Origin of the sequence: Actinoallomurus sp. NPDC052308 (assembly GCF_040679195.1) — a bacterium.
GTDB classification, from domain to species: Bacteria; Actinomycetota; Actinomycetes; order Streptosporangiales; family Streptosporangiaceae; genus Actinoallomurus; species Actinoallomurus liliacearum.
Genome location: NZ_JBFAUM010000010.1, coordinates 97,393 through 121,319 on the forward strand (window position 1 = coordinate 97,393; position 23,927 = coordinate 121,319).

At 67.9% G+C, this 23,927-nt stretch carries 26 protein-coding genes and 2 tRNA genes; 16 read left to right on the forward strand and 12 right to left on the reverse strand.

Annotated elements, in window-relative coordinates; genetic code table 11:
* Positions 1-224 precede the first annotated feature (224 nt).
* Both AB0L00_RS24105 and AB0L00_RS24110 read right to left on the reverse strand, forming a co-directional pair.
* Positions 225-863 carry a 2'-5' RNA ligase family protein gene (locus AB0L00_RS24105; RefSeq protein ID WP_364438168.1) on the reverse strand — a complete coding sequence of 213 codons (639 nt, stop codon included), beginning with the start codon at positions 861-863 and terminating at the stop codon, positions 225-227.
* Between the two features lie 8 nt (positions 864-871).
* Positions 872-2,185: a hypothetical protein gene (locus AB0L00_RS24110; protein ID WP_364438171.1), complete on the reverse strand. Its 1,314-nt coding sequence runs from the start codon at positions 2,183-2,185 to the stop codon at positions 872-874.
* Between the two features lie 432 nt (positions 2,186-2,617).
* On the opposite strand from AB0L00_RS24110, the gene AB0L00_RS24115 reads away from it, so the two are divergent.
* The 11 genes from AB0L00_RS24115 to AB0L00_RS24165 all read left to right on the forward strand — a co-directional run bounded on the left by AB0L00_RS24115 (position 2,618) and on the right by AB0L00_RS24165 (position 9,791).
* Positions 2,618-2,869: a hypothetical protein gene (locus AB0L00_RS24115; RefSeq protein WP_364438174.1), complete on the forward strand. Its 252-nt coding sequence runs from the start codon at positions 2,618-2,620 to the stop codon at positions 2,867-2,869.
* Positions 2,866-3,102, forward strand: coding sequence for a hypothetical protein (locus AB0L00_RS24120; RefSeq protein ID WP_364438177.1), 237 nt, complete (start codon positions 2,866-2,868; stop codon positions 3,100-3,102). The genes AB0L00_RS24115 and AB0L00_RS24120 overlap by 4 nt, the downstream gene beginning before the upstream one ends.
* Before the next feature lie 33 nt (positions 3,103-3,135).
* Positions 3,136-3,855, forward strand: a complete 720-nt coding sequence (locus AB0L00_RS24125; protein ID WP_364438179.1) for a GntR family transcriptional regulator — start codon at positions 3,136-3,138, stop codon at positions 3,853-3,855.
* A gap of 133 nt (positions 3,856-3,988) precedes the next feature.
* A complete protein-coding gene (locus AB0L00_RS24130; RefSeq protein WP_364438182.1) occupies positions 3,989-4,402 on the forward strand; it encodes a plasmid replication, integration and excision activator in 414 nt (137 codons plus the stop codon).
* Positions 4,402-4,653 (forward strand): hypothetical protein, encoded by a 252-nt coding sequence (locus tag AB0L00_RS24135; protein WP_364438185.1) that lies wholly within the window; start codon positions 4,402-4,404, stop codon positions 4,651-4,653. Before AB0L00_RS24130 ends, AB0L00_RS24135 begins: the two co-directional genes overlap by 1 nt.
* Positions 4,653-4,955: a hypothetical protein gene (locus AB0L00_RS24140; RefSeq protein WP_364438187.1), complete on the forward strand. Its 303-nt coding sequence runs from the start codon at positions 4,653-4,655 to the stop codon at positions 4,953-4,955. The genes AB0L00_RS24135 and AB0L00_RS24140 overlap by 1 nt, the downstream gene beginning before the upstream one ends.
* Positions 4,956-5,044: 89 nt before the next feature.
* Positions 5,045-5,212, forward strand: a complete 168-nt coding sequence (locus tag AB0L00_RS24145; protein WP_364438190.1) for a hypothetical protein — start codon at positions 5,045-5,047, stop codon at positions 5,210-5,212.
* A gap of 95 nt (positions 5,213-5,307) precedes the next feature.
* Positions 5,308-6,651: an FtsK/SpoIIIE domain-containing protein gene (locus AB0L00_RS24150; RefSeq protein ID WP_364438193.1), complete on the forward strand. Its 1,344-nt coding sequence runs from the start codon at positions 5,308-5,310 to the stop codon at positions 6,649-6,651.
* Between the two features lie 121 nt (positions 6,652-6,772).
* Positions 6,773-8,392, forward strand: a complete 1,620-nt coding sequence (locus AB0L00_RS24155) for a replication initiator (RefSeq protein ID WP_364438196.1) — start codon at positions 6,773-6,775, stop codon at positions 8,390-8,392.
* A complete protein-coding gene (locus AB0L00_RS24160) occupies positions 8,389-8,616 on the forward strand; it encodes a helix-turn-helix domain-containing protein (RefSeq protein ID WP_364438199.1) in 228 nt (75 codons plus the stop codon). Before AB0L00_RS24155 ends, AB0L00_RS24160 begins: the two co-directional genes overlap by 4 nt.
* 41 nt (positions 8,617-8,657) lie before the next feature.
* Entirely contained in the window at positions 8,658-9,791 is a 1,134-nt protein-coding gene (locus AB0L00_RS24165) for a tyrosine-type recombinase/integrase (RefSeq protein WP_364438202.1), read from the forward strand.
* 219 nt (positions 9,792-10,010) lie between these two features.
* Here AB0L00_RS24165 and AB0L00_RS24170 read toward each other — a convergent pair.
* From AB0L00_RS24170 to AB0L00_RS24180, 3 genes are all read right to left on the reverse strand, one after another.
* Positions 10,011-10,086 (reverse strand) — tRNA-Ala (locus AB0L00_RS24170).
* A gap of 46 nt (positions 10,087-10,132) precedes the next feature.
* Entirely contained in the window at positions 10,133-10,864 is a 732-nt protein-coding gene (locus AB0L00_RS24175; protein WP_364438204.1) for an HAD family hydrolase, read from the reverse strand.
* 43 nt (positions 10,865-10,907) lie between these two features.
* Complete coding sequence (locus tag AB0L00_RS24180) at positions 10,908-11,027, reverse strand: DLW-39 family protein (protein ID WP_252785262.1); 120 nt, start codon at positions 11,025-11,027, stop codon at positions 10,908-10,910.
* A gap of 845 nt (positions 11,028-11,872) precedes the next feature.
* Here AB0L00_RS24180 and AB0L00_RS24185 point away from each other — a divergent pair.
* Entirely contained in the window at positions 11,873-12,502 is a 630-nt protein-coding gene (locus AB0L00_RS24185) for an HNH endonuclease family protein (RefSeq protein ID WP_364438207.1), read from the forward strand.
* A 31-nt stretch (positions 12,503-12,533) separates the two neighbouring features.
* On the opposite strand, the gene AB0L00_RS24190 is transcribed toward AB0L00_RS24185, so the two are convergent.
* Positions 12,534-13,514: a zinc-binding dehydrogenase gene (locus AB0L00_RS24190; protein ID WP_364438210.1), complete on the reverse strand. Its 981-nt coding sequence runs from the start codon at positions 13,512-13,514 to the stop codon at positions 12,534-12,536.
* Between the two features lie 95 nt (positions 13,515-13,609).
* Between AB0L00_RS24190 and AB0L00_RS24195 the strand changes: the two genes are divergently transcribed.
* The 3 genes from AB0L00_RS24195 to AB0L00_RS24205 all read left to right on the forward strand — a co-directional run bounded on the left by AB0L00_RS24195 (position 13,610) and on the right by AB0L00_RS24205 (position 15,158).
* Positions 13,610-14,137: an XdhC family protein gene (locus AB0L00_RS24195; RefSeq protein WP_364438213.1), complete on the forward strand. Its 528-nt coding sequence runs from the start codon at positions 13,610-13,612 to the stop codon at positions 14,135-14,137.
* A 200-nt stretch (positions 14,138-14,337) separates the two neighbouring features.
* Positions 14,338-14,511 (forward strand): hydrophobic protein, encoded by a 174-nt coding sequence (locus AB0L00_RS24200; protein WP_364438216.1) that lies wholly within the window; start codon positions 14,338-14,340, stop codon positions 14,509-14,511.
* Between the two features lie 233 nt (positions 14,512-14,744).
* The gene (locus tag AB0L00_RS24205) at positions 14,745-15,158 is read left to right on the forward strand and encodes a hypothetical protein (RefSeq protein ID WP_364438219.1); all 414 of its coding nucleotides are present in this window, start codon (positions 14,745-14,747) and stop codon (positions 15,156-15,158) included.
* On the opposite strand, the gene AB0L00_RS24210 is transcribed toward AB0L00_RS24205, so the two are convergent.
* Positions 15,146-16,042: an aldo/keto reductase gene (locus tag AB0L00_RS24210; protein ID WP_364438474.1), complete on the reverse strand. Its 897-nt coding sequence runs from the start codon at positions 16,040-16,042 to the stop codon at positions 15,146-15,148. The two genes, AB0L00_RS24205 and AB0L00_RS24210, sit on opposite strands and share 13 nt — an antisense overlap.
* Positions 16,043-16,472: 430 nt before the next feature.
* Entirely contained in the window at positions 16,473-16,811 is a 339-nt protein-coding gene (locus AB0L00_RS24215; RefSeq protein ID WP_364438221.1) for a hypothetical protein, read from the reverse strand.
* 537 nt (positions 16,812-17,348) lie between these two features.
* Between AB0L00_RS24215 and AB0L00_RS24220 the strand changes: the two genes are divergently transcribed.
* Complete coding sequence (locus AB0L00_RS24220) at positions 17,349-17,681, forward strand: hypothetical protein (RefSeq protein ID WP_364438223.1); 333 nt, start codon at positions 17,349-17,351, stop codon at positions 17,679-17,681.
* 426 nt (positions 17,682-18,107) lie between these two features.
* Here AB0L00_RS24220 and AB0L00_RS24225 read toward each other — a convergent pair.
* The 4 genes from AB0L00_RS24225 to gyrB form a co-directional block, all read right to left on the reverse strand.
* Positions 18,108-18,181: transfer RNA gene (locus tag AB0L00_RS24225), tRNA-Ile, on the reverse strand.
* Between the two features lie 109 nt (positions 18,182-18,290).
* Positions 18,291-19,214 carry a DUF3566 domain-containing protein gene (locus AB0L00_RS24230; RefSeq protein ID WP_364438226.1) on the reverse strand — a complete coding sequence of 308 codons (924 nt, stop codon included), beginning with the start codon at positions 19,212-19,214 and terminating at the stop codon, positions 18,291-18,293.
* 49 nt (positions 19,215-19,263) lie between these two features.
* Complete coding sequence (gene gyrA / locus AB0L00_RS24235) at positions 19,264-21,780, reverse strand: DNA gyrase subunit A (protein ID WP_364438229.1); 2,517 nt, start codon at positions 21,778-21,780, stop codon at positions 19,264-19,266.
* A gap of 71 nt (positions 21,781-21,851) precedes the next feature.
* Entirely contained in the window at positions 21,852-23,792 is a 1,941-nt protein-coding gene (gyrB, locus tag AB0L00_RS24240; RefSeq protein ID WP_364438232.1) for a DNA topoisomerase (ATP-hydrolyzing) subunit B, read from the reverse strand.
* Positions 23,793-23,927: the final 135 nt, after the last annotated feature.

Below are 23,927 nucleotides of genomic sequence, written 5' to 3' on the forward strand. Positions count from 1 at the left end.
ACGGTTGGTTCTTCGTTCGCCGGGCCGCCTGATCGGCACGGCCGGAGGGACCGGCGCCCACGCCGCACGCCCGTAGGGCGTGCCGGAGCGGGCGGCCTGCGGCGGCGATTGCGCCGCCGCCTTGATCCAATACAGCGAAATTCGGCAACTTTCCGCGCTGCCGCAGAGCGCCGCGCAGTTCGCAACATGCTGTCGTGACATCGCGGACGCCAGGCTGTCGCTTCTCAGCGCTCCTGGTCATTCAGCCGGATAGCACCGACGGGTTCCCAATCCCAGAGCCGTTCTGGACCCCACTGCACTACGAGACTCACGGCGGCAATGCGTACCGCGCGGGGAGGCAGGTCCTTCCCGAGCTTCGAGATGATCGGCCCTGCTGGCTGCTCGGCAGTGCTGTATGCCACTGTCACATGTGGGTTCCATATGCCCGAAGCGTTGCGGACCTGGCCGGTCGACCCGATCACCTCGCACGTGCTTGCCTGTACGGCCTCGCGGATGGGATCAAGTGCGCGCTCCGGTGAAATCCCCAGCATAATTGCTTCGGGATGGTACAGAACTCTGCCAAGGGTTACCGACATCGGGGAGACGTCTTCCAATGTTTGGGATGCATGGTGGAGCATCGCGCTCATCCGGTCTCGGGATATCTCGCTGGTTGTACCCGCGATCAGGATCGTCGCATGAAGCCACTTATCTGGCGTGATGTGGAATCCGGGGAATCCCGAGATTCTCTTTCGAACCTGCCGAGCTAGGTCACTCACTTCGGGGTGGCCGTTCATTAGGACATGCCAGTAGATCGTCCCTTGCCCTGGCTCCGCCTCCTTCCTGCTCTGCCAGCGATCACGGAAATTCGTCGGGAGCGGGCTCATCTGCCACCTCAGGGTTCGTTCGATATGACTGGTGCGGCAGAGTTAAACGTCCGTATCTTCTGCCTCAGTTCGATGGCGTCTCTGCTGCTCCTGAAATCGGGATGACTTAGTCGTCGTTCCAGGTTTTCAAGGAAGGCGGTGACTGTCGAGACCCGGAACTCCGGGGCCAGCGTCAAGACTGCCTTTAGTTCCTCGATCGTTCCGTCGAGCGAGCCGTTCATAAGGTGTGCGATGGCCGCACCGGTTCGGATTTGCGCCCAGGTCGCGAGTACCTTGGGGGTTCCGGAGGTCCATGCTGCGTCGGCCATCTGGGCTGCTCGAAGCGCCGCTTCGGGGTCGTCGGCATTGATCGCAACCGACTGGTTGAAGAGTGCCTGCCGGGTCACGGGGAACGACCATGCGGAGAGACCGGAGTCTGCCGCTACCGTCTCGGCGGCTACTTCGGATCTTCTTAGCGCCTCTCGCGCTCTGGGGATGTCACCCATCAGCGCGGCGGCGTTTGCTTCCTGGCTGGCAAGCTGCACCCGTATGGGAGTGGCAGGGCTGCAGTCGTAGCCGCGCCGCGCCATGTCGGCGGACTCGATGAATCTGTTCTGCCACCTGAGCGTCTTTGCGCGTGCGCTCCATGACACCGCCTCGTTCGCGCCAGCTTCCTGGGCATATAGGACTGATACCGCTCCGTATTTGTCGGCGGTCGAGTTCTGTCCGAGGTCGCCAAGAAGTAGGCACGCGTGAGCGAGAAGCTGTGATTCGACTCGGTATAGCTCACGCTGCTGACTCAACCTCTGTCGATGCGCCAATAGCTCCCGAGCCTGCCCGTGAAGCCGTAGAACTTCGGCGATGACCCTGCTTGCGGGGACTCGTGTGTGTGATTCCGCCAGCGAATGCGTTGCGCTCGCGAGTTGTTCGATGACGTCGCCCTGGGTATCAGTGGCGGTTATTTCGGTGATGAGTTCGTCGATGCGCTGTTCAGGGGAGTCCACGCTTCGATGCGCCCGCGGCTGGGAGACTTCTGCGGTGATCGTGCTGGCCGGCGCTAGCCCGAGACAGATTCGGGCGTCGTCTGGCATGTTCAGTCCATCGGCGATGCGCTCGAAGACCTCAAGCTGGAGGATTGGGCCGCCGGTGCCCCTCATGAGCGCGTTCACTCTGGGCTGGGGTACTCCGGTTGCCGCTGCGATGCGGTTCTGACTCGCACCCGCGTACTTCTTCGCGAGATGGAACAGGCCACCGACGTCACGGGCACGCAGGAGGGCTCTGGTCTGCTCATGCCGCCATACCGAACCGGGCAGCTTGATCGACTCGAACGCTGATCCGGACATTCGGCGCCATCCCCTCGCAAGGCTCCGTAAACACGCCGCGTAACCCTCGCTGTTCGGAGCCTATCCAACCGATGGATAACCGGAGGCCATTGGTTTACCTCCCGGCGCTCGCGAGCCTGTGGGCATGAGCGGCGACGACGAAGAAGCCCCCATGACCTGCGTGGCTTGTGAGGGGCGGCGGTGGAAGTACGTGACGCCTCGGCGCGGTCTGATCGTTTCGCGGGCGGGCGAATCGGTGAGCGCGTCGGCGGTCCGGGAACCGTGTTCGCGCTGTTCAGGCACGGGTCGCGAAATTGTCGGCGACCTGATGAGCTGCGGGGCCGGTGGCGCTGACGGGATGCTTCTCGTCGCTCACACCTGCGCCACCGGTCCCGCACCGAACGGGAGGGAACAGGGGTGAACGGGTCGAATCATGGTCGGCAGGTTGGTCTTTTGACCGAGTTGTGCCGCGAGCTGGCCAAGCTCGGGGTCAAGGTCGGGATGAGTGACGCGCGTCCGGCACTGTCCGCGCGGGGAGCGCTGGCCGAGCGGAAGCTTTGGATCGAGGTCGACCTGTCGGGCGGGTCGTTCGTGTGGCGGTACGACGGCCAGGCCCGCCACGGATTGGACGACCCGGCGGGGGCGGCGGCGCAGATCGCCGAGTACTTGAAGCTTCGTGACGCGGGGCCTGGCGTCCGGTCATGACCGTCGATGCGCTGGCCGTGCTGACGCGCCGTTTCCCCGGTGTGGTGATCTGGTTCGGTGCGGCCACGCGATCATGGTGGGCAATGGTGTGGGTGGCCGGGCGATGGCGTCTGGTGGAAGCCAAGGATCCCGACGAGCTGACCAAGGCGATCTTGTCGGCGGCGTCCTGGCCCGCCCCTGGCTGGCCCGTGGACCCGTCCGGTAGTCGTGACGGCCGGTTGGCTCGACGCTAGGCTGTCGACCAGTCGAGTTGATGGCAGGTCGTCATGGAAGACACGGACTACGCGCCTCCCAAGTACATCCAGATCGTCCAAACGATCCGGCGGCGCATCAAGGACGGCACGTATCCGCCGGGGTCCATGCTCCCGTCAGAGACACGACTGATCCAGGAGTTCGGCGTCTCTCGGCCGACCGTCGTCAAAGCGCTGGACACCCTCAAGCTACGCGGCGAGATCGATCGGGAGCACGGGCGAGGGTCGTTCGTTAAGGCGTCTGCGGGCAGCGCCGAGGATCACCAGCGCCCCACGCGTGCGGTCCTGGACGAGCCCGTGTCCGGTGCCCTGCTGACGCTCGATCGGCGTCCGGCTCCAGCGTCGGTCGCGGCGCTGCTGGAGGTGCCGCAGAACTTCCCCGTGCTGCTGCGGCAGCACTTGGCGTTCCAGGATGACGCGCCGTTTGAGCTGGTGTCTTACTGGGTCCTGCCGCATATCGCTGAGGCGGCCGGCCTCGATCAGGACACCCCCTCCTCGGCTGGGGTGCGTCAGCGGTTGCAGTCGGCGGCGAACGTCCGGCTTGGCCGCGTCACCGAGCGGCTGACCGCACGCCGCCCGACCGGCGAGGAAGCCAACGCGCTCAGCCTCGGCAAGACCGCTCCGGTGCTCGGCGTGACCGCTGCGGTCTACGAAGTGACCGGCCGTCCCGTGCTCGTCGTTGAGCTCGTCCTACCCGGCGAGCTGCACGAGCTTGAGGACGAATACACCCTCTGATCAGCACGAATCTGGCATGTGATCCAGATCACTCACTCAAGATCCAAAGTCGACTTGTCGAGTTGACGAGGGCGACTTATCGTCGAATCACTCGATAACACGAGTTGTCGGGCAGTCGGCGAAAGGTAGTTCGATGGCATTGCAGGGTCCGATCCCCGTGGACTTCGGGTTCGTCTTCCCGCACGGGGCGTTCATCCGGTGCGAGGTCGAGCCGGTTCGGGACTTCGACAAGTCAACCAAGGACAACCCGGTGCAGGCGCGGGACAAGGAGACCGGCGAGCGGGTGTGGCAGGTCGAGGTCATCGACGCCGACCCGGCCGCCAAGGGCTCGGTCAAGGTCAAGCTGTTCGGCGAGCACCAGCCGGTGCCGCCTGCCCCGCCGGCGGGGTTCCCGTTCGCGGCGGTGGAGTTCGACGGCCTGACCGTCACCCCCTACGTCGACAGCAAGTCCAACCGCCTGGCGTACTCGTTCCGGGCCAAGGCGATGCGCGACCCGAAGGGCGCGGGCAAGACCGCTGCTCCTGCGGCCGGTAAGGCGGCTGCCTGATGCCGGGGCGGGCCTCGGCGCTGTCCCTGCCGGTTCAGATGCGTTCGCGGGTGGCGCTCCAGTCGTACGCGCGCCGGACGCCGGTCTTCACCTTCGCCTCGGGCGGGGTGCTGGTGTCCCTGACCCTGCCCGAGCGGGTCTCGGCGGCGCATGTGGAGTTCGCGCGCTCGCTGGCTGAGCAGGCGGCGGCGTACGCGGTCGAGGTCGAGCGGCTGTACCGGAACGGCGCGAGCAGGAAGGCTGCGGCCTAATGGACAACTACTCCGGCTACACCTTCACGACGATCACCGGTCGGCCCGGTGAGGCGATGTCCGTCACGACCTCCTTCTACCTGGACGAGACCGCCCGGATCGACCTGCACGGCGCGGGCAAGGACCGGCCGTTCCTGGGGATCGATCACGGCGAGGTCAGCGTGAACATCGGCCCGCGCCCCAACGTCGCGGTCACCGCTCAGGACGTCGCGCTGGTCCGCCGGTTGGCCGATGTGGCGGCGGCGCTGCTGGCCGAGGTCGAGCGCCTGCACGCCGACCAGTCCGGTCGCGCTGCGGCGTGACGTAGGTGGGGCGGCTGGAAGCTCTCACCCTTCCGGCCGCCCCTTTGCTCTCTCACTCCCGGCCTTCACTCCTGGAATGGAGACGATCCATGTCTACCCGACCCAAGCGCCCCCGCTGCACCGTGTGCCGTAATCCGCTGCCCAAGGACGCCACCGGCCCCAAGTGCGGGCCGTGCAAGGGCCAGACCGTGCTGTTCCCCAAGCGCACCGCCGAACGCCTCTCCCGCCCGACGCGCACCACTGGGGGTGGTCAGTGATGGGTCTTCGCAAGGACGCTCCGTCTGACAACGTGATGGTCCCGGCGTCGGCTGACCCATTCGAGGGGCCGCGCTGGGCTCCGCCGGTCTGGCACATGCCCCAAGGCCTGGTCCTGCTCGTCAACCTCGTCCGCGCTCTCGTGCGCCTGGTCGTCTTCCTCGCCCGCCACTCCATCTCCGCCGCTGTGGCCGGCGGGGCTGGCTGGCTGGTGTACGCGGTCGGCTGGCAACTGCCCCTCTTCCTCCTCGGCCTGGTCCTGCTCGGCCTGGGCTGCTGGGCGGCGTACTGGCGCGCCTCGTTCGTGCGCCTGATCGCCCGCCCGATCCGCGCTCGCGTCCGGCACGTGCTGGTGTACCGGCGGAACTGGCAACCGGTGATGGTCATGTCCGGGCTGGCGTTCTACCGCAACGCCCGCGAATACCTGCCCGCCATCACGCGGGTCCGCGTCACCGCGACCACCGATCAGGTCCTGGTCAAGATGCTGTCCGGGCAGGCTCCGGGCATCTGGCGAGACCACGCCGAAAACCTCGCCCACGGCTTCGGGGCCGCACTGTGCCGGGTCCGAACCGCCGACAAACCCGGCTTCGTCTGGCTGGAGCTGGTCCGCCGTGACGCCCTGGCGATGCCGCTGCCCGCACTCCCCGTGCCCACCTCTGCGGATGACGTCGACCTGACGGCGTTGCCGGTCGGCAAGCGCGAGGACGCCTCGCCATGGCTGCTACGCCTGCTCGGCACGCACGTGCTGATCGCGGGCGCAACCGGGGCCGGTAAGGGCTCGATCCTGTGGGGCCTGGTCCGGGCGCTCCTTCCCGCGATGCGCGCGGGCCTGGTCCAAGTCTGGGGCCTCGACCCCAAGCGCATGGAACTCTCCTTCGGGCGGGGCATCTTCAACCGCTACAGCGACGACGGATCCGGCGGCATGGTCCAGCTCCTGGAGGCCGCCGTGGCCGAGATGCACAAGCGCGCGGCCCGGTTCGGCGGCGTGACCCGCACCTTCCTGGCCACCGCGGCTGACCCGTTCATCGTCGTCATGGTCGATGAGCTGGCGTTCCTGACCGCCTACTGCCCGGACCGTGATCTGCGCAAGCGCGCTGACGCGGCGCTGGCCACCCTGACCTCTCAAGGCCGCTCGGTCGGCATCTGCGTCGTAGGCGCCCTCCAGGACCCGCGCAAGGACGTCATCAACATCCGCAACCTGTTCCCGACCCGGATCGCGCTGCGGCTGGATGAGGCCGACCAAGTCGACATGGTGCTCGGCGACGGCGCATACGAGCGCGGGGCACTCGCCGACCAGATCTCCCCGATTCCCGAGGTCGGCGCGGGCGTCGCATACGTGCGACTCGAAAACTCCCCCGACCCGATCCGGGTCCGCGCGGGCTTCGTCTCCGACGACGACATTGCCGCGATGGGCGAGTACCTGACGGGTGAGGCCGCTTGATGCCCAACCACTCACGACGCGAGGGGATCGCGGCCTGCCAATCGCCGAAGGCGACCCGAAGGGTGAACGAAGTGAATTGGCCGACGGCGGTCCCCGGCACCGACAAGACCAGGGAGGCGAAGTGACCGACGAGACCACCACCACGGAGGCTCCGCACAAGGTCCGGCCGCCGCTCGCGCGTGAGGTCGTCAAGGCCGTCGCCGTCGAACACGGCGTGTGCATCCGCCCCGTGGCCATGCGCCGGACGGATCTGGTGACCGGTGAGACCGAGATTGTGAACATGCCGTGTGGGCACACCCTGGCGTCGGTGTGCCCGCCGTGCGCCGAGCGGAAGCGCAAGCTTCGGGCGACTCAGTGCCGGGAGGGCTGGCACCTCGAAGCCGAGCCGGTGATCGAGCGGGCCGACCCGGACGAAGAACAACGCTTCTGGATGGAGAAACGCGCCGAGGTCCAAGCCTGGGCAGACCGCGCTGAGGCGGCTGGCGAGGATGCCTCGGAGTGGCGGGAGCTGCTGACCGAGATCAACGCCGAACTGACCCAGACCGGCGTCGTCGGCCGCCTCCCCACCGAAAAGCCCGAACGGCCCAAGCGGTCCACCAAGCGCCGCCAGGACGTGCCCGACCTTCCCCGCCGTCCCGTCGCTGCCCGGACCGTGGGCAAGGTCTACACCGCACCGGACGGCAAGACCTTCCGCCCGTCGCTGTTCCTGACCCTCACCCTCGACTCCTACGGGCGCGTGAAAAACGACGGGACGCCGGTCGACCCGGCCACCTACGACTACGCCCGTGCCGCGCGGGATGCGTTGCACTTCTCCAAGCTGGTGGACCGGTTCGTGCAGAACCTGCGCCGGTTCGTCGGCTATGACGTCCAGTACTTCGCCGCCGTCGAACCACAGAGACGGATCGCCCCACACCTGCACATGGCAATCCGCGGGACCATCTCCCGCGCCGAACTGCGTCAGGTCGTCGCGGCGACCTACACCCAGGTGTGGTGGCCACCGACCGATCGCGTCGTGTACGCGGGGGAGCGTCTGCCGTACTGGGACGCCTCAGCGCGGGTCTACCTCGACCCGGACACTCACAAGCCCCTCACCACCTGGGCCGACGCTCTCAAGGCGCTCGATGACGACGACGCTGAACCACTGCACGTGGGGCGGTTCGGTCGGCAGATCGACGCGCAAGGCGTCATGGCGGGCACGCCGGAGTCCTCCCGGCTCATCGGCTACCTGACCAAGTACCTCGTCAAGGACATCGCCGAATGCCACGACGCCCAGACGGCCGCGCAAGCTGATCACGCTGACCGGCTACTGGAGGCGCTGCGGTATGAGCCGTGCTCGCCGACGTGCGCGAACTGGCTGCGCTACGGCATCCAACCCAAGAATCCACGGCACGGACTGACGCCCGGCTACTGCAAGGCCAAAGCACACCGCCGCGAATACCTCGGCTACGCCGGACGCCGCGTCCTGGTCTCCCGCAAGTGGTCGGGCAAGACCCTGGCGGACCACAAGGCCGACCGGAAGAACTGGGTCCTCGCCCGCCTGGCGGAGGCCGGCGTTTCGGCAACCGGCCACCCCACCACGCCCGGCCGGTTCGCCTGGGAACTTGCACCCCCGGATGACCCGGACGTGAAACCGGTCGAACAACGCCTACTCGCCTCCATCGCCGAACGGGTCGAGATGCGACGCCAACTCGACCATGCCAAGACCACCCTCGATCTTTCGGCAACTCAGGAGGCCGCGTGACCAACCTCGCTGATGACCCGCTCCTGACGGTGGCCGAGGCCGCCGAACTGCTCAAGACCTCCGAACGCTTCCCCCGCCGGCTGATCGCCGAACGACGCATCCGCTTCGTCAAGGTCGGCCGGTTCGTCCGCATCCCCGAATCCGCACTGCGTGAGTTCATCGCCGCCGGCCTGGTCGAGCCCATGCCCGCGTCCGACGTCTGGCGCGGTCGGAAAGCCGCCTGATGGCCAAGGGAAACAAGCCAGGGCATCGCCGTTTCGGCAACGTGCGTGTTCTTCCTTCCGGACGCCACCAGGCGAGCTACCTGGGTCCAGACGGGCGGCGACACACCGCACCCGAGACCTTCGAACGGAAGTCGGACGCGGAACGGTGGCTGACGCTGGTCGAGGCACAGATCTATGCAGGGGACTGGACCGACCCTCAGCGCGGCAAGATTCCGCTCGGCGAGTACGGGGCTGCGTGGATCAAGGAAAGGCCCAACCTGCGGCCGAAGACAATCGAGCTGTACACCTGGCTCTTCGAACGCTTCATCGTGCCGCCGCTGGGTCGTGTCCAGGTCGGCAAGCTGACCACGCAGATGATCCGCACGTGGCGTGCCGATCTCCTCGGGACCGGCGTGTCCGTCTCGACTACGGCAAAGGCGTACCGCCTGCTCCGGGCGATCCTCATGACGGCGGTCGAAGAGGACAAGCTGATCACGCGGAACCCGTGCCGTATCCGTGGGGCCGATAACGAGCGAACGACCGAACGGCCCATCCTCAGCCTCACCCAGGTCCTCGAACTCGCCGACCTGCTCGGCCGTCGCCCTGTCGGCAACGTCCGCAAGCTCAAGGCCGGCGGTTTCCAACTCCGTTACCGGGAGCCGGACGGGGAGACCTGCGCATCCCCGGTCGTGTACCCGAACCGTGCGGCGGCGGAACGGGCGCTGTGGCTGCTCGCGGCCGAGGACCAGGTGCTCATCGAGCATGACCGGCGGTACCGGGCGCTCGTGCTGCTCGCCACCTTCGCCAGTCTGCGATGGGGTGAGGTGACCGCGCTACGCCGGCCGGATCTCGACCTGAAGGCACAGACCGTCCGCGTCCGGGAACAGCTCATCGAGCTGGACGGCGGACAGATGGTGCTGGCTCCTCCGAAGTCCCGCGCAGGTCGACGGATCGTCGGCTTCCCCGCTGTGATCGTTCCGGACCTGGCCGAACACCTGAAAACGTACGTGGCGGACGACCCGGACGCGTTCGTCTTCCTCGGCGCGAAGGGCGGATTCCTGCGAGGCAGCAGCTTCCGCCGCGCCTCCAACTGGGGTCAGGCGCTCGCCGAGATGGGCCTGTCCGATCTCCACTTCCACGACCTTCGACACACGGGGAACACGCTCTGCGGCGCAGAGTGGTGCGAGCATCGCTGACCTCAAGGCGCGGATGGGGCACGACAGCGATCGGGCCGCGCTGATCTACCAGCACGCGACACGCGACGCTGACCGCAAGATCGCGGATGCCTTGGACGCTCGGATCAAGGCCACCCGACAGGGCGGTGATGCCGCGACCGGCACCAGGGCCTCGGCGGTCTAATTGCACGTTAATTGCACGACACCCCCGTCCGACGATCCGGACGGGGGTGTTTTGGCTGGTGGAGCCACGGGGATTTGAACCCCGGACTTCCTGCTTGCAAAGCAGGCGCTCTGCCAACTGAGCTATGGCCCCTAGAGATCGCCCTACAGCCTACCGGGGGATGGGGACTGTCCGCTCGTCATGGTGCCACCTGATCGCCGTACGGCGTGGTGACGGGGCGTCCTACGGCTTCGACGACCTTGGGAAGTTCGGTGATGCTGCTGAGGATGTGGGTCGCGCCGGCGGCGTCCAGGCGGGCGCGGTCGTGGGCGCCGGTGAGGGTGCCCGCGACGATGGAGGCGCCCGAACGCCGGCCGCTGCGCATGTCGCTCTCGGTGTCACCGCACACGGCGATGTGGCGGACGTCGTCGACCTGCACGTGGAGCGCCGCCTTGAGGATCATGTCGGGGTACGGGCGGCCGCGGCCGCCCGCGTCGGCGGGGCACAGGAGTAGGTCGGCGCGTTTCCACCAGCCGAGGGTGTCGATGATGTGGCCCAGCGTCCGGCTGCCGAAGCCGGTCATCAGGCAGATGCGGACTCCGGACGCGGCGAGTGCGTCGATCGCCGCCTCCGCACCGGGGATCGGGGAGAGGCCGACCCGGTCGATGATGGAGTCGTACGCCTGCTCGAACGCGTGGTTGGCGGCCTGGGCACGGTCCTCGTCCGCGAAGACGTCGCGGAGGATGTCGATTTTTGACCTGCCGCGGGCGGCGTGCACCCGGGCCATGGCACGGCGGTAGGAGTCGGTGCCGGCGACGATGCCCTGGGTTACCAGGGCCTCGGTGAAGGCGCGCTCGGCCATTCCGTCGTCGGCGACGGTCGTACCGGCGAGGTCAAGACAGGCGAGCGTGATCCGCGAATCGTCGTCCACGCCCACCCCCCGTATGCCCTCGCCGGCACGGTCAAGACATCTCTCAGCTGTCGGACGACGTCGCCTCGGTCCACAGGTCCAGCTCGGCCCGGTCCTGCTGAAGCCGGCGCCAAACCGCGAAACCACCGAGGGCGACCAGCGCGAGAACGATGAGCTTCTTCACGATGGGAACCCCTTCAAACCTCGACTAGCACTGCGTTACCGCAGCCTAGCAACCACTCCGGCACGCCCGTGCGCCTTCCCCCTGTGGGTCGCGGAACATCTGGATTCCATGGTTCTTCAGCGTCGAGGCGGTCAATTGCCTCACAATCCCCGTATACCCGGTTGAGGCGCACCTGCTGCGAAGGCATCGACGTCTCGTTCGCTCGATGATCAGAGAGTGAGCCGAGGCCGGACCACCCGGTGGACATCATGTGGACACGGATGCCCCGGGACGGCACGGCGGTGAAGGACGGCGCCCGGTGCGGGACGTACGGCGCGGATCCGCGGGGCCCCTCACGGTCTCCCGTTCCGATCAGACGGAGACCCGCACTGACCTGCGGTTTCGGCTCTGGCGTACGCCTCCGGACCGGTCCCGCGCACATTGTCCGGATCGCCGACGGCCCGGATCACCCTGTCGACCTGAGGATGTTCTCCACCGCCTGTGGATAACCGACCGTTTCGGCGGTCCGCAGCCCGACTTCGTCGCCACGGACGCGCCCACTTATCCACACACCCTGTGGACAACTCGGGGATGGCCAGGCCGCAGCGGTGCGCCGGAGCGGTCGCCCCTACACCGATCCGCGCGATCGAGCACTCCAACCCCGGCCCACCGCCGCTGGCTCGGCGAGTGGATCATCGACCCTCCGGACCCTCGCCGAGGGGTGACACCACCCGCAAAGCGCAGTAAATGGCGCTAGTTACCACTTGACTCACATAACGCCATACTCGGTTCACTCTGTGATCGCTCCGGCGTGGCTCGGGGGAGCGACTCTCGCGCGTGGGAAGCCCCCCGAGAGGAGATTGCCCGTGAGACGCGCGATCGCCGTCACCACCCTCCTGCCCGCTCTCCCCCTACTGTCCGTCGCCCTCGCGACCCCCGCCTCCGCCGCACCGCCATCGCCGCCCACCACGGCGACGGCGAAGAAGGAACTGGCCAGGCTGAAAGTACGTCGCGAAGGCACGCTCTCCGGGTACAGCCGCGCGAAGTTCCCCCAGTGGATCGACCAGGGCCACGGCTGCAACACCCGCGAGGTCGTCCTGAAGCGCGATGGCGCGCACGTTCGCGTCGGCTCCGACTGCTACCCGGTGAAGGGCCGCTGGTACAGCCCGTATGACGGGAAGTACCTCACCGACCCCCACAAGGTCGACATCGAGCACCTCGTAGCGCTGGCGGAGGCCTGGCGTTCCGGCGCGAGGTCCTGGAGCACCGCCAAGCGCCGCGCCTTCGCCAACGACCTGAAGCATCCCGAGCTGTGGACCGCCGACGACCCCGTCAACCAGCAGAAGGGCGGCAAGGACCCCGCGCGTTGGCTGCCGCCGCGCCGCGCCTTCCGCTGCACCTACATCCGCGCCTACGTCAGCGTGAAGTACGTCTGGGGCCTGTCCGTCGACTCCGCCGAGAAGAAGGCCATCAGCGCGGTGCTCAAGAAGTGCTGAACACCGCGGCCCCCGCCTGACCTCCGGGCCGTCACGGCACCAGGACCACCTTGCCGACGGTGGCGCGTGTCTCCAACGCGGCGTGCGCCGCCACGGCGTCCTTCAACGCGAACGTCTGCACGGCCGGGACGAGGCGGCCCGCCGCCGCCTCGGCGAGCGCCCTCTCCTGGAGACCGCGCAGACCGTCCGGACGGCGGAGGATCCCGGGGCCGAGGGCGACGGACGCCGACAGGCTGCGCTTGAACAGGTCCGCGGAGTCGAACCGGATCGGTTCACCGCCGGACCAGCCGAAGACGACCAGCCGGCCCCCGGGAGCGAGCAGGTCGAAGGCGGCCTGTCCGGCCGGGCCGCCGACACCGTCCAGCACCAGGGTGATCCCACGGCCCTCCAGCGCGTCCCGTACCCGGTCCGTCCAGTCCGGCGCCGTGTAGTCGACCGCGACCGTGGCCCCGGACTCCCGTACGCGGGCGACCTTCGCGGCACCGCCGGCCAGACCGACGACCGTGGCGCCGAGGTTCCGCGCCGCCTGCACGAGCATCGTGCCGATCCCGCCCGCGGCCGCCGTCACGAGCACCACGTCCTCCGCCGTCGGCCGCGCGACGTCGAGGATGCCGATGGTCATGCGGCCGGTCCCGACCATCGCCACGGCGGCGGCGTAGTCCAGGTCGTCGGGGAGCGGGTGCAGGTCCGTCACGTTGGCGACGGCGCGTTCGGCGTAGCCCCCGCTCGCCATGCCGAGATGGACCACCACGCGCCGGCCGAGCCAGCTCTCGTCGACGCCGTCGCCGAGGTCCTCGACCACCCCGGCCACCTCACGGCCGGGGGTCATCGGCAGGTCAGGCAGCGCGAACGGCCCCTCGTACGTCCCCCTGCGCAGCATCGTGTCGACCAGGTGCACCCCGCACGCCCGTACGGCGACGCCCACCTGTCCCGCGCCGGGCCGCGGGTCCGGGACCTCCTCGTATCGCAGGTTCTCCGGCGGGCCGAACTCATGCTGTCGGATGGCGTGCACGGAATCTCCCTCGCTCGATCACGTCCGGTGCTCCACCCTGCAACCTCAACCATGCTTCAGGTCAATCTCGCCGAACTCCGTGCGAGACTGGCGGCATGGCCGAGGGACACGAGCACGACCCGGCATGCGCCGTCGCGCACGGCGAGGCCCCCGGCGACGTGGGCGACCGTACGCTCGTCGCGGTGTTCGCCTCGCCGGTGGCCGACCACCTGCTGCGGTTCGGCGGCGAGCTCGGTTACCGATGTCTCCTGCTGGAGCCGGACGCCGAGCGCGCGGCCACCGCGGCGCACGACTCCGCCGCGGTGGTGACCGCCCCGCCCGCGGACCTGGACGGTACGGCGGACGTCGTCGTCACCGACCACCACCGCTCCGACCTCGGCGTCGTCCTGCGCGACCTGCTGACCCGTGACGTCCGGTGGATCGGCGTGCTCGGCAATCCACGCCACCCCGGCCCGCACGTACGGCTCCTGACGGAGCTGGGCGTACCGGCCGAGGAGATCGCACGGGTCCATCGGCCGGTCGGCCTGAACATCGGCTCCCGTACGCCCGCGGAGATCGCCGTCGCGACGCTGGCCGGGCTCATCGCCGACCGCAACGGGCGGCCGGGCGGCTTCTCCTTCTGACGCCCTCCGCACCGGCGTGCCGCAGCGCGTCCGCCGGCACGGGTCGGCCTGCGACGGCTCACCGGCGTCTGCTCACGGCGCGAGTTCACGTATCTACAATTCGTTATTTCCCGGCGCTTGCCACCCGATCCGTCACGGCGGATGTTTAACCGCTTTCCTGTCGGTCATGAAGAGGACGCCAGACCCGAAAGGAGAAAAAAGTGCCCCTCTTGATCGCGGTTCTCATCCTCGCTCTTATCCTCGGCGGCGCCGGATTCGCCGTCCACATCCTGTGGTGGCTCGCAATCATCGTGCTGGTGCTGTGGCTGCTGGGCTTCGTCTTCCGCGGCTCGGCGACCTCCGGCGGCCCGCGTCGCCGCTGGTACCGATGGTGAACGTGCCGTCGCTCTCGTGATCTCTGGCGGCCGCCTCCCCGTACGGGAGGGCGGCCGCCAGAACACGGTTCGATACACGGGTTTATCGTGCGACTCGGCACGTGTCGCTTTACCGGAACGCCATGGCTCCGGTGAGCGGCGTGAAAGAAATGAAAACAGTCGGCCAATTCCAGTGAACCGCGTGACCATTCGCCGCGGACAGGCCGCCTCCCCGCCCATGCGAGAATCCCGTTGTGGATGAGGATGAGAGCCTGCGGCGGTACGGCCTGCGTCCATCCGCAGGAGATCTTGAACGAATCCGTGAGCTGCTGGAGACTCGCACGGCGATGGAACGCCGGCGCCAGGGCGATGGTGACACCGCGTTGCTGAAGCTGAGCTGTGTGCAGCTCTTCAACGCGGGTGACCTGGGCGACGTGCTGCCCATCTGGCGGGCCAAGGAGTCGAGCTGGGACGCGCACTGCTCGATCGATGTGCAACTGCTCTGCGGCGCCGGCCTGGAGGAGACGAAGGAGCACCTGGCGGCCGCCGCCTCCGAGGACGCCTCGGCGGCGCTCGCCCACCTGCTCGGCTGCGAGGCGGCCGGTGACTTCACGGGCTTCTCCGTGGCGTCGCAGACTCGCTGGTATGCCCGGTACTACCTGGGCTGACCCGACAGGCGCACCACCTCCTCGTCGGACAGCCGCAGGGATCCCGCGGCCACGTTCTCGGCGAGATGGTCCGGGTCGCCGGTACCCGGAATGGCCAGAACGTGCGACCCCTGATGCAGCGCCCAGGCCAGCCGCACCTGCGCGGGCGTCGCACCGTGGGCGCGCGCGACGGCGAGAACCTCCGCGCTCTCGGCAACGCCGGCACCGGCCTCGCGCCCTTCACCGGCGATGGTGAAGAACGGCACGAACGCCACGCCCTGCTCTCCGCAGGTGCGCAGGAGTGCCTGGGCCTCGGGCGGCGCGCCGACCCCGTAGGCGTTCTGGACGCAGACCACGGGCGCGATGGACCGGGCCTCGGCGAGGTGCTCGGCGGTGGCGTTCGAGACGCCCAGGTGCCGGATCAGGCCGGCGTCACGGAGAGCCGCCAGCACCCCGAAGTGCTCGGCGATCGAGTCGACCGGCCGCCGGGGGATGCGCAGGTTGACCAGGTCGAGATGGTCACGACCGAGCTGCCGCAGGTTCTCCTCGACCTGACCCCGCAACTGGGCCGGTGTGGCCCACCACCACTCACCGGAGGAGTCCCGGCCCGGCCAGACCTTGGTGGCGATGACCAGATCATCCGGGTACGGGCGCAGCGCCGTGTTGATCAGTTCGTTGGCCGACCGGAGCGACGAGAAGTAGAACGCGGCCGTGTCGATGTGATTCACGCCCAGTTCGACCGCGCGCCGGAGCACGCTGATCGAACGCGCGCGGTCACGCGGCGCACCGAGATCGAAGGCGGCATCACCCGTGAGGCGCATCGCGCCGAGGCCGATGCGATTGACCGTCAGGTCACCGAGCCTCCAGGTCCCCGCAGCCGCCGCCTTGCCGAACTGTGCAGTCATGCTCACCGACGCCCCCTCACCGGGACGATATCCATATGCATATGAGGCTCCTTGATGACGAGAACAAGATGGCGAGAGTCCAGGCCGAAGTCACTGCTCAAGGCTTGGCGGACCTTGCCCGAGGGATTGGATCCGCCGACCCGGGGCGATGCGCCCTCGGGCATGAAAAAAGCCTTCCTGCCGGACGAGTCCCGGATGAAGGAAGGCTGAGCTCTACTTAAGACCATATCAGTGCGATCCGGCCCCAGGCGCACCTCGATACTTCTCACCCATACGCGCCGGACCCAACACCGCCCGTCCCATCCCCCCGCTGATACGGAACCAGCCGCTCACCCGGAAGATGGGTGAACGGCCGGCCGTTCGGGGCGCGGCATCCATAACGGATGCCGCGCGGTGTCGGTGGGATGCGGATCTACGAGAGGACCGCAGTTCACTCGAACAGGTTCACGGTGTACCCGTACCCCGCCTCGGCCCGAGCGGTGGCCGCGTCGACCACCGTCTCGATGATGCGCTCCACGGCCTCGGTGGGCGACTGGCCCTCCTTCCGAAGGAGGGTGTACGCCTCCAGGGCCATGTCCGCGATGGAGGTGCCCCCGATCTCCGAGGTTGCCAGCTCCTCGATGTACTGGGCCACCTTCGCCTCGGAGGCGTGCGCACGGGCGTCGACGTACGACGCGAAGTCCGCGACGGTGACGCGGCCGAGTTCCGCGCTGCCGATACCCAACTTCATGGCCTTGTGGAGAGCCTTGAGAGTCTTCTCGTCGAACATTTGATGCACCTCTTAGTTGTTCGCTTTAGCGGTATCTGTGATTTTCGGTTGTTGCCCTTCTTCATAGACCGTCAGCATCCGGCGGTGAACCGCAACCCTGCCGAGCGATGCTCCCCGCCGAACCCGGCAGCACGATCTCCAGCCGGCGAGACGAGAGTCGCGGCGGTTCTTCTTCTCCAGGGGTCGATCCGGCGGGCCGTCGTTCGTGTACACCGTGAGGCCCCTGTCCGAGATCGCCCAGAAGGTGCGCGGCGTGGCCGCAGACAAGTTCGGCTGCGCGGTGACGGACGTCGCGGTGAGCGGCGGCCGAAAGCCGAACGCCTCCTCGCCGGGTGGCCGTCGGCGCCAGAAGGATCAACGGACGCGCGCTATATAACGGCGGGGAATCGCCGCAACGGACGGTCGTTGCCCCGCGCGTGTGCCTAGACGGCACCTCTGCCAAAACAGGTAGATCGCTTGCGTCTTGCATCGGTGTCGGACAGTCATGGCTGACGCCCGGAATGCCAGGTGTCGTCTTCGCCGAAGGCGAGTCTCATCATGACTGCCAAGCTGTCTGCCGCGCAGGAGTCCATCCAGAACAAGCTGGATCTCATCACTGCCCTGGGCCCGCTGGCTGCCGCCGGCAACCCGGCTGCCGAGGAGCAGGTGCGGCAGATCACCCTGGCCCTGATCCCCGAGTCGGCCAGGGGCGTGGCCAACAAGTTCCAGGCCATCGCCGAGGTCTTCGCGGACCTCGGCGCCGGTACCCCGAGCGACTACAGCAAGCTCTCCGACGAGGAAGTCACGGACGCCTTCAAGTTCGTCATGGCGGCGGCCAAGAACCTCGCGGAGCTCGAAGCGGAAGTCAGCAAGATCAAGTTCCCGCTCTGATCTGCTGTGACCTGAGCTGGTCCCCACGAGATTCCTTCTCCAGGACCGACTCCCAGCACACGAACCCCGGCCGCGCTGGCCGGGGTTCGTCTTGATCCGATACAGCGGAATTCGGCAAAGCACGGGGCTCGCGGCGCGTCAGAATGCGGAGGTGATGGGCTCGCTGTGTCTCCAGAAGACCAAAAGATCTTCATCGGTCGCGCGAGGTCGGCGAGTCTGCGATCGCACTTACCGGTGGCGCAGAGGCGCGGCACGGTCGGCGGCTCAGCCCTACGGCGACCTGTTGGCCTTCGCAAACCCCAGCCCGAGAGGGGGCGTGGGGGCGGAGCCCCCACATCGGGGGGCTCGGGGGGTCGTCCCCCCGAAAAACAAAACGCGGGCCACCGGGAAGGCGCTCCAGCGCCGACCATGGTGACCCGCCTCGCGTGGGCCTAGGTGGACTTGAACCACCGGCCTCATCCTTATCAGGGATGCGCTCTAACCGACTGAGCTATAGGCCCATGCAGCCGCCCCCGTGTCGAAGTAACCGGGGCGACGTCGAGAAACATACCCGATCGTCGGCCCCAACAGGAAATCGAATCCCGTTCTCCGGGGCGGCGGACCGCAGTCTTACTGGTCGGCCTCCTTGAGGGTGACCTCGACGCCTCCGACGAGGTCGGCGGCCATGTTGTAGATGACCGACCAGACGGTCGCCAGAGCGGTGATGAGGAGGACGTTGAGGGTGCCGATCAGCGCGGTGTAGCCGAGGATCCGGGCGGCGGAGAACCAGCTGGCGGGGTTCAGGCCGCCGCTGGTCTTGCCCTGCAGGTCCTTGATCGTGTTGGTGAGGGCGTCGAAGACGCCCAGCGCCGACAGGATGAGGTAGAGCACGGTGACCGCGACGAACAGCACCAGGAAGCACACCAGCGACATGATGAAGCTGAACTTCATCACCGACCACGGCTCGAACCGGGCGACCTGAAGGTGAGCCTTCCGCGGCGCCTTGCGCCCGGCGGGCTTGCCGCCGGCGGGCGGGGTCGCGTCCGCGGGCCGCCGAGCGGGCTCCAGGGCGGTGGAGGAGCCGGGTCCGTACGACGACGGGCCGGGGCCGGTCGCGGAGCCGGTAGAGCCGAAGCCTGGACTGGTCTTGGGAATGTCCATGGACGTCGTCCTACCCGACGCGGTGCCGGGCTCGCTCGTCTTCGACGTTTCCGTGGTCGATCCCTCATCCAGGGAGCTCTTGGAACCCCGGGAGACGAGCCGGTCCTTGCTGCCGGCGGCGTCTCCGGTGGGGTCCGGCTTCTTGGGCGGCAGCCTGAGGTCCTGGACGGTGTCCTCGCTGCCGTCCTTCTTGGTGGCCAGGTCGATGACGGTCTCCTCCGCCCGATCGGCCGGCTCCACCTCGTTGGCCTTGTCGTCGGTCTTCTTCACCGTCACCTCGTCGGTCGGCGGCCTGTTCGCGGCGCTGGTCTTCTTGCCCGGGCCGCTCTTGCCGCCCTTCCCGGTGGTACGCCCGGACTCCCCGTCGGCGCCCTTTCCGGCTTTGGCCGTCATATAACCTCCCCGGGGAGGCGACTCACGTCATGACGCGCCACGAGGCGTCTCACGCGTCGCTCCCCTCCCCGGACTCTGTGTCCGGCTCAGCCTCGGTGTCCTCGATGGACTCCACGTTCCTCGCGATGGCGACCACACTGTCCCCATCAGCGAGATTCATAAGGCGTACCCCCATCGTGGAGCGCCCAGACTGCTTGATCTCGGCCGCTCGTGTACGGATTACGCCACCGCTGGCAGTCATGGCGTACACCTCATCCTCGGGCCTGACCATGAGGGCACCGACCAGCCTGCCGCGATTCTCCACGATCTTAGCGGTCAGTACACCCTTCCCCCCACGACCGTGAAGGGGGTATTGGTCGGCGGGGGTGCGCTTGGCGTATCCGCCCTCGGTGGCGACCAGCACGTCTTCGCCTTCGAGGACGACATGCATGTCGAGGACTTCCTGGCCGTCGTCGAACCGCATGCCGATGACGCCGGCGGTGGCGCGGCCCATCGGGCGCAGGACGTCGTCGCGGGCGGGGAAGCGGATGGCCTGCGCGCCGCTGCTCACCATGAGCAGGTCGTCCTCGGGGGAGACCAGGCGGGCGGCGATGACCTCGTCGCCCTCTTCGAGGTTGATCGCGATGAGCCCGGCGGACCGCGGCGAGTCGTACGCCGACAGGTCGGTCTTCTTGACACGGCCCTGCTTGGTGGCGAGGACGAGGTACGGGGAGACGCCGTAGTCGCGCAGGTCGAGGACCTCGGCGATGCGCTCGTCGGGCTGGAACGCCAGCAGGTTGGCGACGTGCTGACCGCGGCCGTCCCGGCCGGCCTCGGGCAGTTCGTACGCCTTGGCGCGGTAGACGCGGCCCTTGTTGGTGAAGAACAGGATCCAGTGGTGGGTCGTCGTCACGAAGAAGTGGTCGACGATGTCGTCCTGCTTGAGCTGCGCGCCGCGTACGCCCTTGCCGCCGCGCTTCTGCGCGCGGTACAGGTCGGTCTTGGTGCGCTTGGCGTAGCCGCCGCGGGTGATGGTGACGACGACGTCCTCTTCGGCGATGAGGTCTTCCATCGACACATCGCCCTCGAAGGGGATGATCTGGGTGCGGCGCTCGTCGCCGAACTTCTCGACGATGGTCTGCAGCTCGTCGCGGACGATCGCGCGCTGCCGCTCCGGCGAGGCGAGGATGTCGTTGTAGTCCGCGATCTCCGCCATGAGCTTGTCGTACTCATCGGTGATCTGCTGGCGCTCGAGGGCGGCCAGCTTGCGCAGCTGCATGTCGAGGATGGCCTGCGCCTGGATCTCGTCGATCTCCAGGAGCTGCATCAGGCCGTTCTGCGCCTCGGCCGCGGACGGCGAGCGCCGGATCAGCGCGATGACCTCTTCGATGCGGTCGAGGGCCTTGAGGAGGCCGCGCAGGATGTGGGCGCGCTCTTCGGCCTTGCGCAGCAGGAAGCGGGTGCGCCGGACGACGACGTCGACCTGGTGATCGACCCAGTAGCGGACGAACTGGTCGAGGCGGAGCGTACGGGGCACGCCGTCGACCAGCGCGAGCATGTTCGCGCCGAACGTCTCCTGCAGCTGGGTGTGCTTGTACAGGTTGTTGAGGACGACCTTGGCGACCGCGTCGCGCTTGAGCACGATGACGAGCCGCTGGCCGGTGCGGCCGGAGGTCTCGTCCCGTACGTCGGCGACGCCGCTGATCTTGCCTTCCTTGACCTGCTCGGCGATCTTCAGCGCAAGGTTGTCGGGGTTGACCTGGTACGGCAGCTCGGTGACGACGAGGCACGTACGGCCCTGGATCTCCTCGACCTCGACGACCGCCCGCATCGTGATCAGGCCGCGGCCCGTACGGTAGGCCTCCTCGATGCCGCGGCGGCCGACGATCAGGCCGTAGGTGGGGAAGTCCGGGCCCTTGATCCGCTCGATCAGCGCGTCGAGGAGCGCCTCGTCGGTGGCCTCGAAGTTGTCGAGGTACCACTCGACGCCGGCCGTGACCTCGCGCAGGTTGTGCGGCGGGATGTTGGTGGCCATGCCGACCGCGATGCCGGCCGAGCCGTTGACGAGGAGGTTCGGGAAGCGGCTGGGCAGGACCTCGGGCTCCTGGGAGCGCCCGTCGTAGTTGGGCGAGAAGTCGACGGTCTCCTTCTCGATGTCCCGCAGCATCTCCATGGCCAGCGGCGCCATCCGGCACTCGGTGTACCGCATGGCCGCGGCCGGGTCGTTGCCCGGCGAGCCGAAGTTGCCGTTGCCGTCGACCAGGGGGTACCGCATCGCCCACGGCTGCGCGAGGCGTACGACGGTGTCGTAGATCGAGGCGTCGCCGTGGGGGTGGTAGTTACCCATGACGTCACCGACGACGCGGGCGCACTTGAAGTAGCCGCGGTCGGGCCGGTACCCGCCGTCGTACATCGCGTACAGCACGCGCCGGTGCACGGGCTTGAGGCCGTCGCGCACCTCGGGCAGCGCCCGCGAGACGATGACCGACATCGCGTAGTCGAGATAGCTGCGCTGCATCTCGACCTGGATGTCGACCGGTTCGATCCGGTCGGCCGGGCCTTCCGGCGGCAAGGTAACGTCCGTCACCTGAGAACCTCTTCCGCTGTTGAGTCAGTGGCCGGGCGGCACCGGGGATCGGCCCGGTGCCCGAGCGCCGGTCAGATGTCGAGGAAGCGCACGTCCTTGGCGTTGCGCTGGATGAACGAGCGCCGCGCCTCGACGTCCTCGCCCATGAGAACGGTGAACAGCTCGTCGGCCTGGGCGGCGTCGTCGAGCGTGACCTGGAGCAGAACGCGGTTGGCCGGGTCCATCGTGGTGTCCCACAGCTCGTTGGCGTTCATCTCGCCGAGGCCCTTGAACCGCTGCACGCCGTCGCGCGGGCGCGGGTCGCGCTTGCCGCCCGCGATGCCCGCCTCGATGACCGCGTCGCGTTCACGGTCGGAGTAGGCGTAGTCCGAGTCGTTGCCCCGCGCGTCCCACTTGATCTTGTAGAGCGGCGGCTGGGCGAGGTAGACGTGGCCGGCCTCGACCAGGGGCTTCATGAAGCGGAACAGCAGGGTCAGCAGCAGCGTGCGGATGTGCTGGCCGTCGACGTCGGCGTCGGCCATCAGGATGATCTTGTGGTACCGCAGCTTCTCGATGTCGAACTCGTCGTGGATGCCGGTGCCCAGGGCGGTGATCATCGCCTGGACCTCGTTGTTCTTCAGGACCCGGTCGATGCGGGCCTTCTCCACGTTGAGGATCTTGCCGCGGATCGGGAGGATCGCCTGGTGCATGGCGTCGCGGCCGCCCTTGGCCGAGCCGCCCGCCGAGTCGCCCTCCACGACGTAGATCTCGCACTTGGCCGGGTCGGTCGACTGGCAGTCCGACAGCTTGCCGGGCAGCGAGGTCGACTCCAGCAGGCTCTTGCGGCGCGTCAGGTCGCGCGCCTGCCGGGCGGCGATCCGGGCGCGGGCCGCCTGCGTGGCCTTGTTGATGACCTCCTTGGCCTCGCCGGGGTTGCGGTCCAGCCAGTCGCGCAGGTTCTCGTACATCGCGCGCTGGACGAACGACCGCGCCTCGGTGTTGCCGAGCTTGGTCTTGGTCTGGCCCTCGAACTGCGGGTCGGCCAGCTTGATCGAGATGATGGCGGTGAGGCCCTCGCGGACGTCCTCACCGGCGAGGTTGTCGTCCTTACCCTCGCGCAGGAGCTTCTGCTCACGCGCGTACTTGTTGACGACGGTCGTCAGCGCGGCGCGGAAGCCCTCCTCGTGGGTGCCGCCCTCCGCCGTGTTGATCGTGTTGGCGAAGGTGTGCACGGACTCGGAGTAGGAGCCGCTCCACTGCATCGCGACCTCGACCGACATGCCGTCGGTCTCCTCGTTGAACGCGATGACCGACTCGTGGACGGTCTCCTTCTTCGCGTTGATGTAGCGGACGAAGTCCTCGATGCCGCCCTCGTAGCGGTACGCGACCACGCGCGGCTCGCCGTTGATGTGCTCCGGCCGCTCGTCGCGCAGGGTGATGGACAGGCCCCGGTTGAGGAACGCCATCTCCTGCATGCGCCGGCTGAGCGTCTCGAAGTTCCAATCGAGCGTCTCGAAGATCGACCCGTCCGGCCAGAAGGTGATCGTGGTGCCGGTCTCGTCGGTCGGCTCGCCCTTCTGCAGCGGGCCCTCGGCGCCCTGCCAGGTGTAGGACTGCCGCCACACGTGGCCGTCGGTGCGCACCTCGGCCTCCAGCCGGGTGGACAGGGCGTTCACGACGGCCGAGCCCACACCGTGCAGGCCACCGGAGACGGCGTACGACTTGCTGTCGAACTTGCCGCCCGCGTGCAGCGTGGTGAGGACCAGCTCGATGGCCGGTCGCTTCTCCACCGGGTGCTCGCCGACGGGGATGCCGCGGCCGTTGTCCTGGACCCGGACGCCGCCGTCGGGCAGCAGCGTCACCTCGATGGTGTCGGCGTACCCCGCCAGTGCCTCGTCGACCGAGTTGTCCACGATCTCGTAGACGAGATGGTGGAGACCGCGCTCTCCGGTGGAACCGATGTACATGCCCGGGCGCTTGCGAACCGCCTCAAGGCCTTCTAGGACAGTGATCGAGCTAGCGTCGTACGCCAAGTGGAGATCCTCCTGCCGGAGGACACGCGCCGCGCAGCTCCCCGTATACACAAGCAGGGCGCCCGATCCACGGGCGGCCCGCAACGGCGATCGTGTCCTGTATCCGGCTTCCATTCTATCCGTCCCGGACCCGTT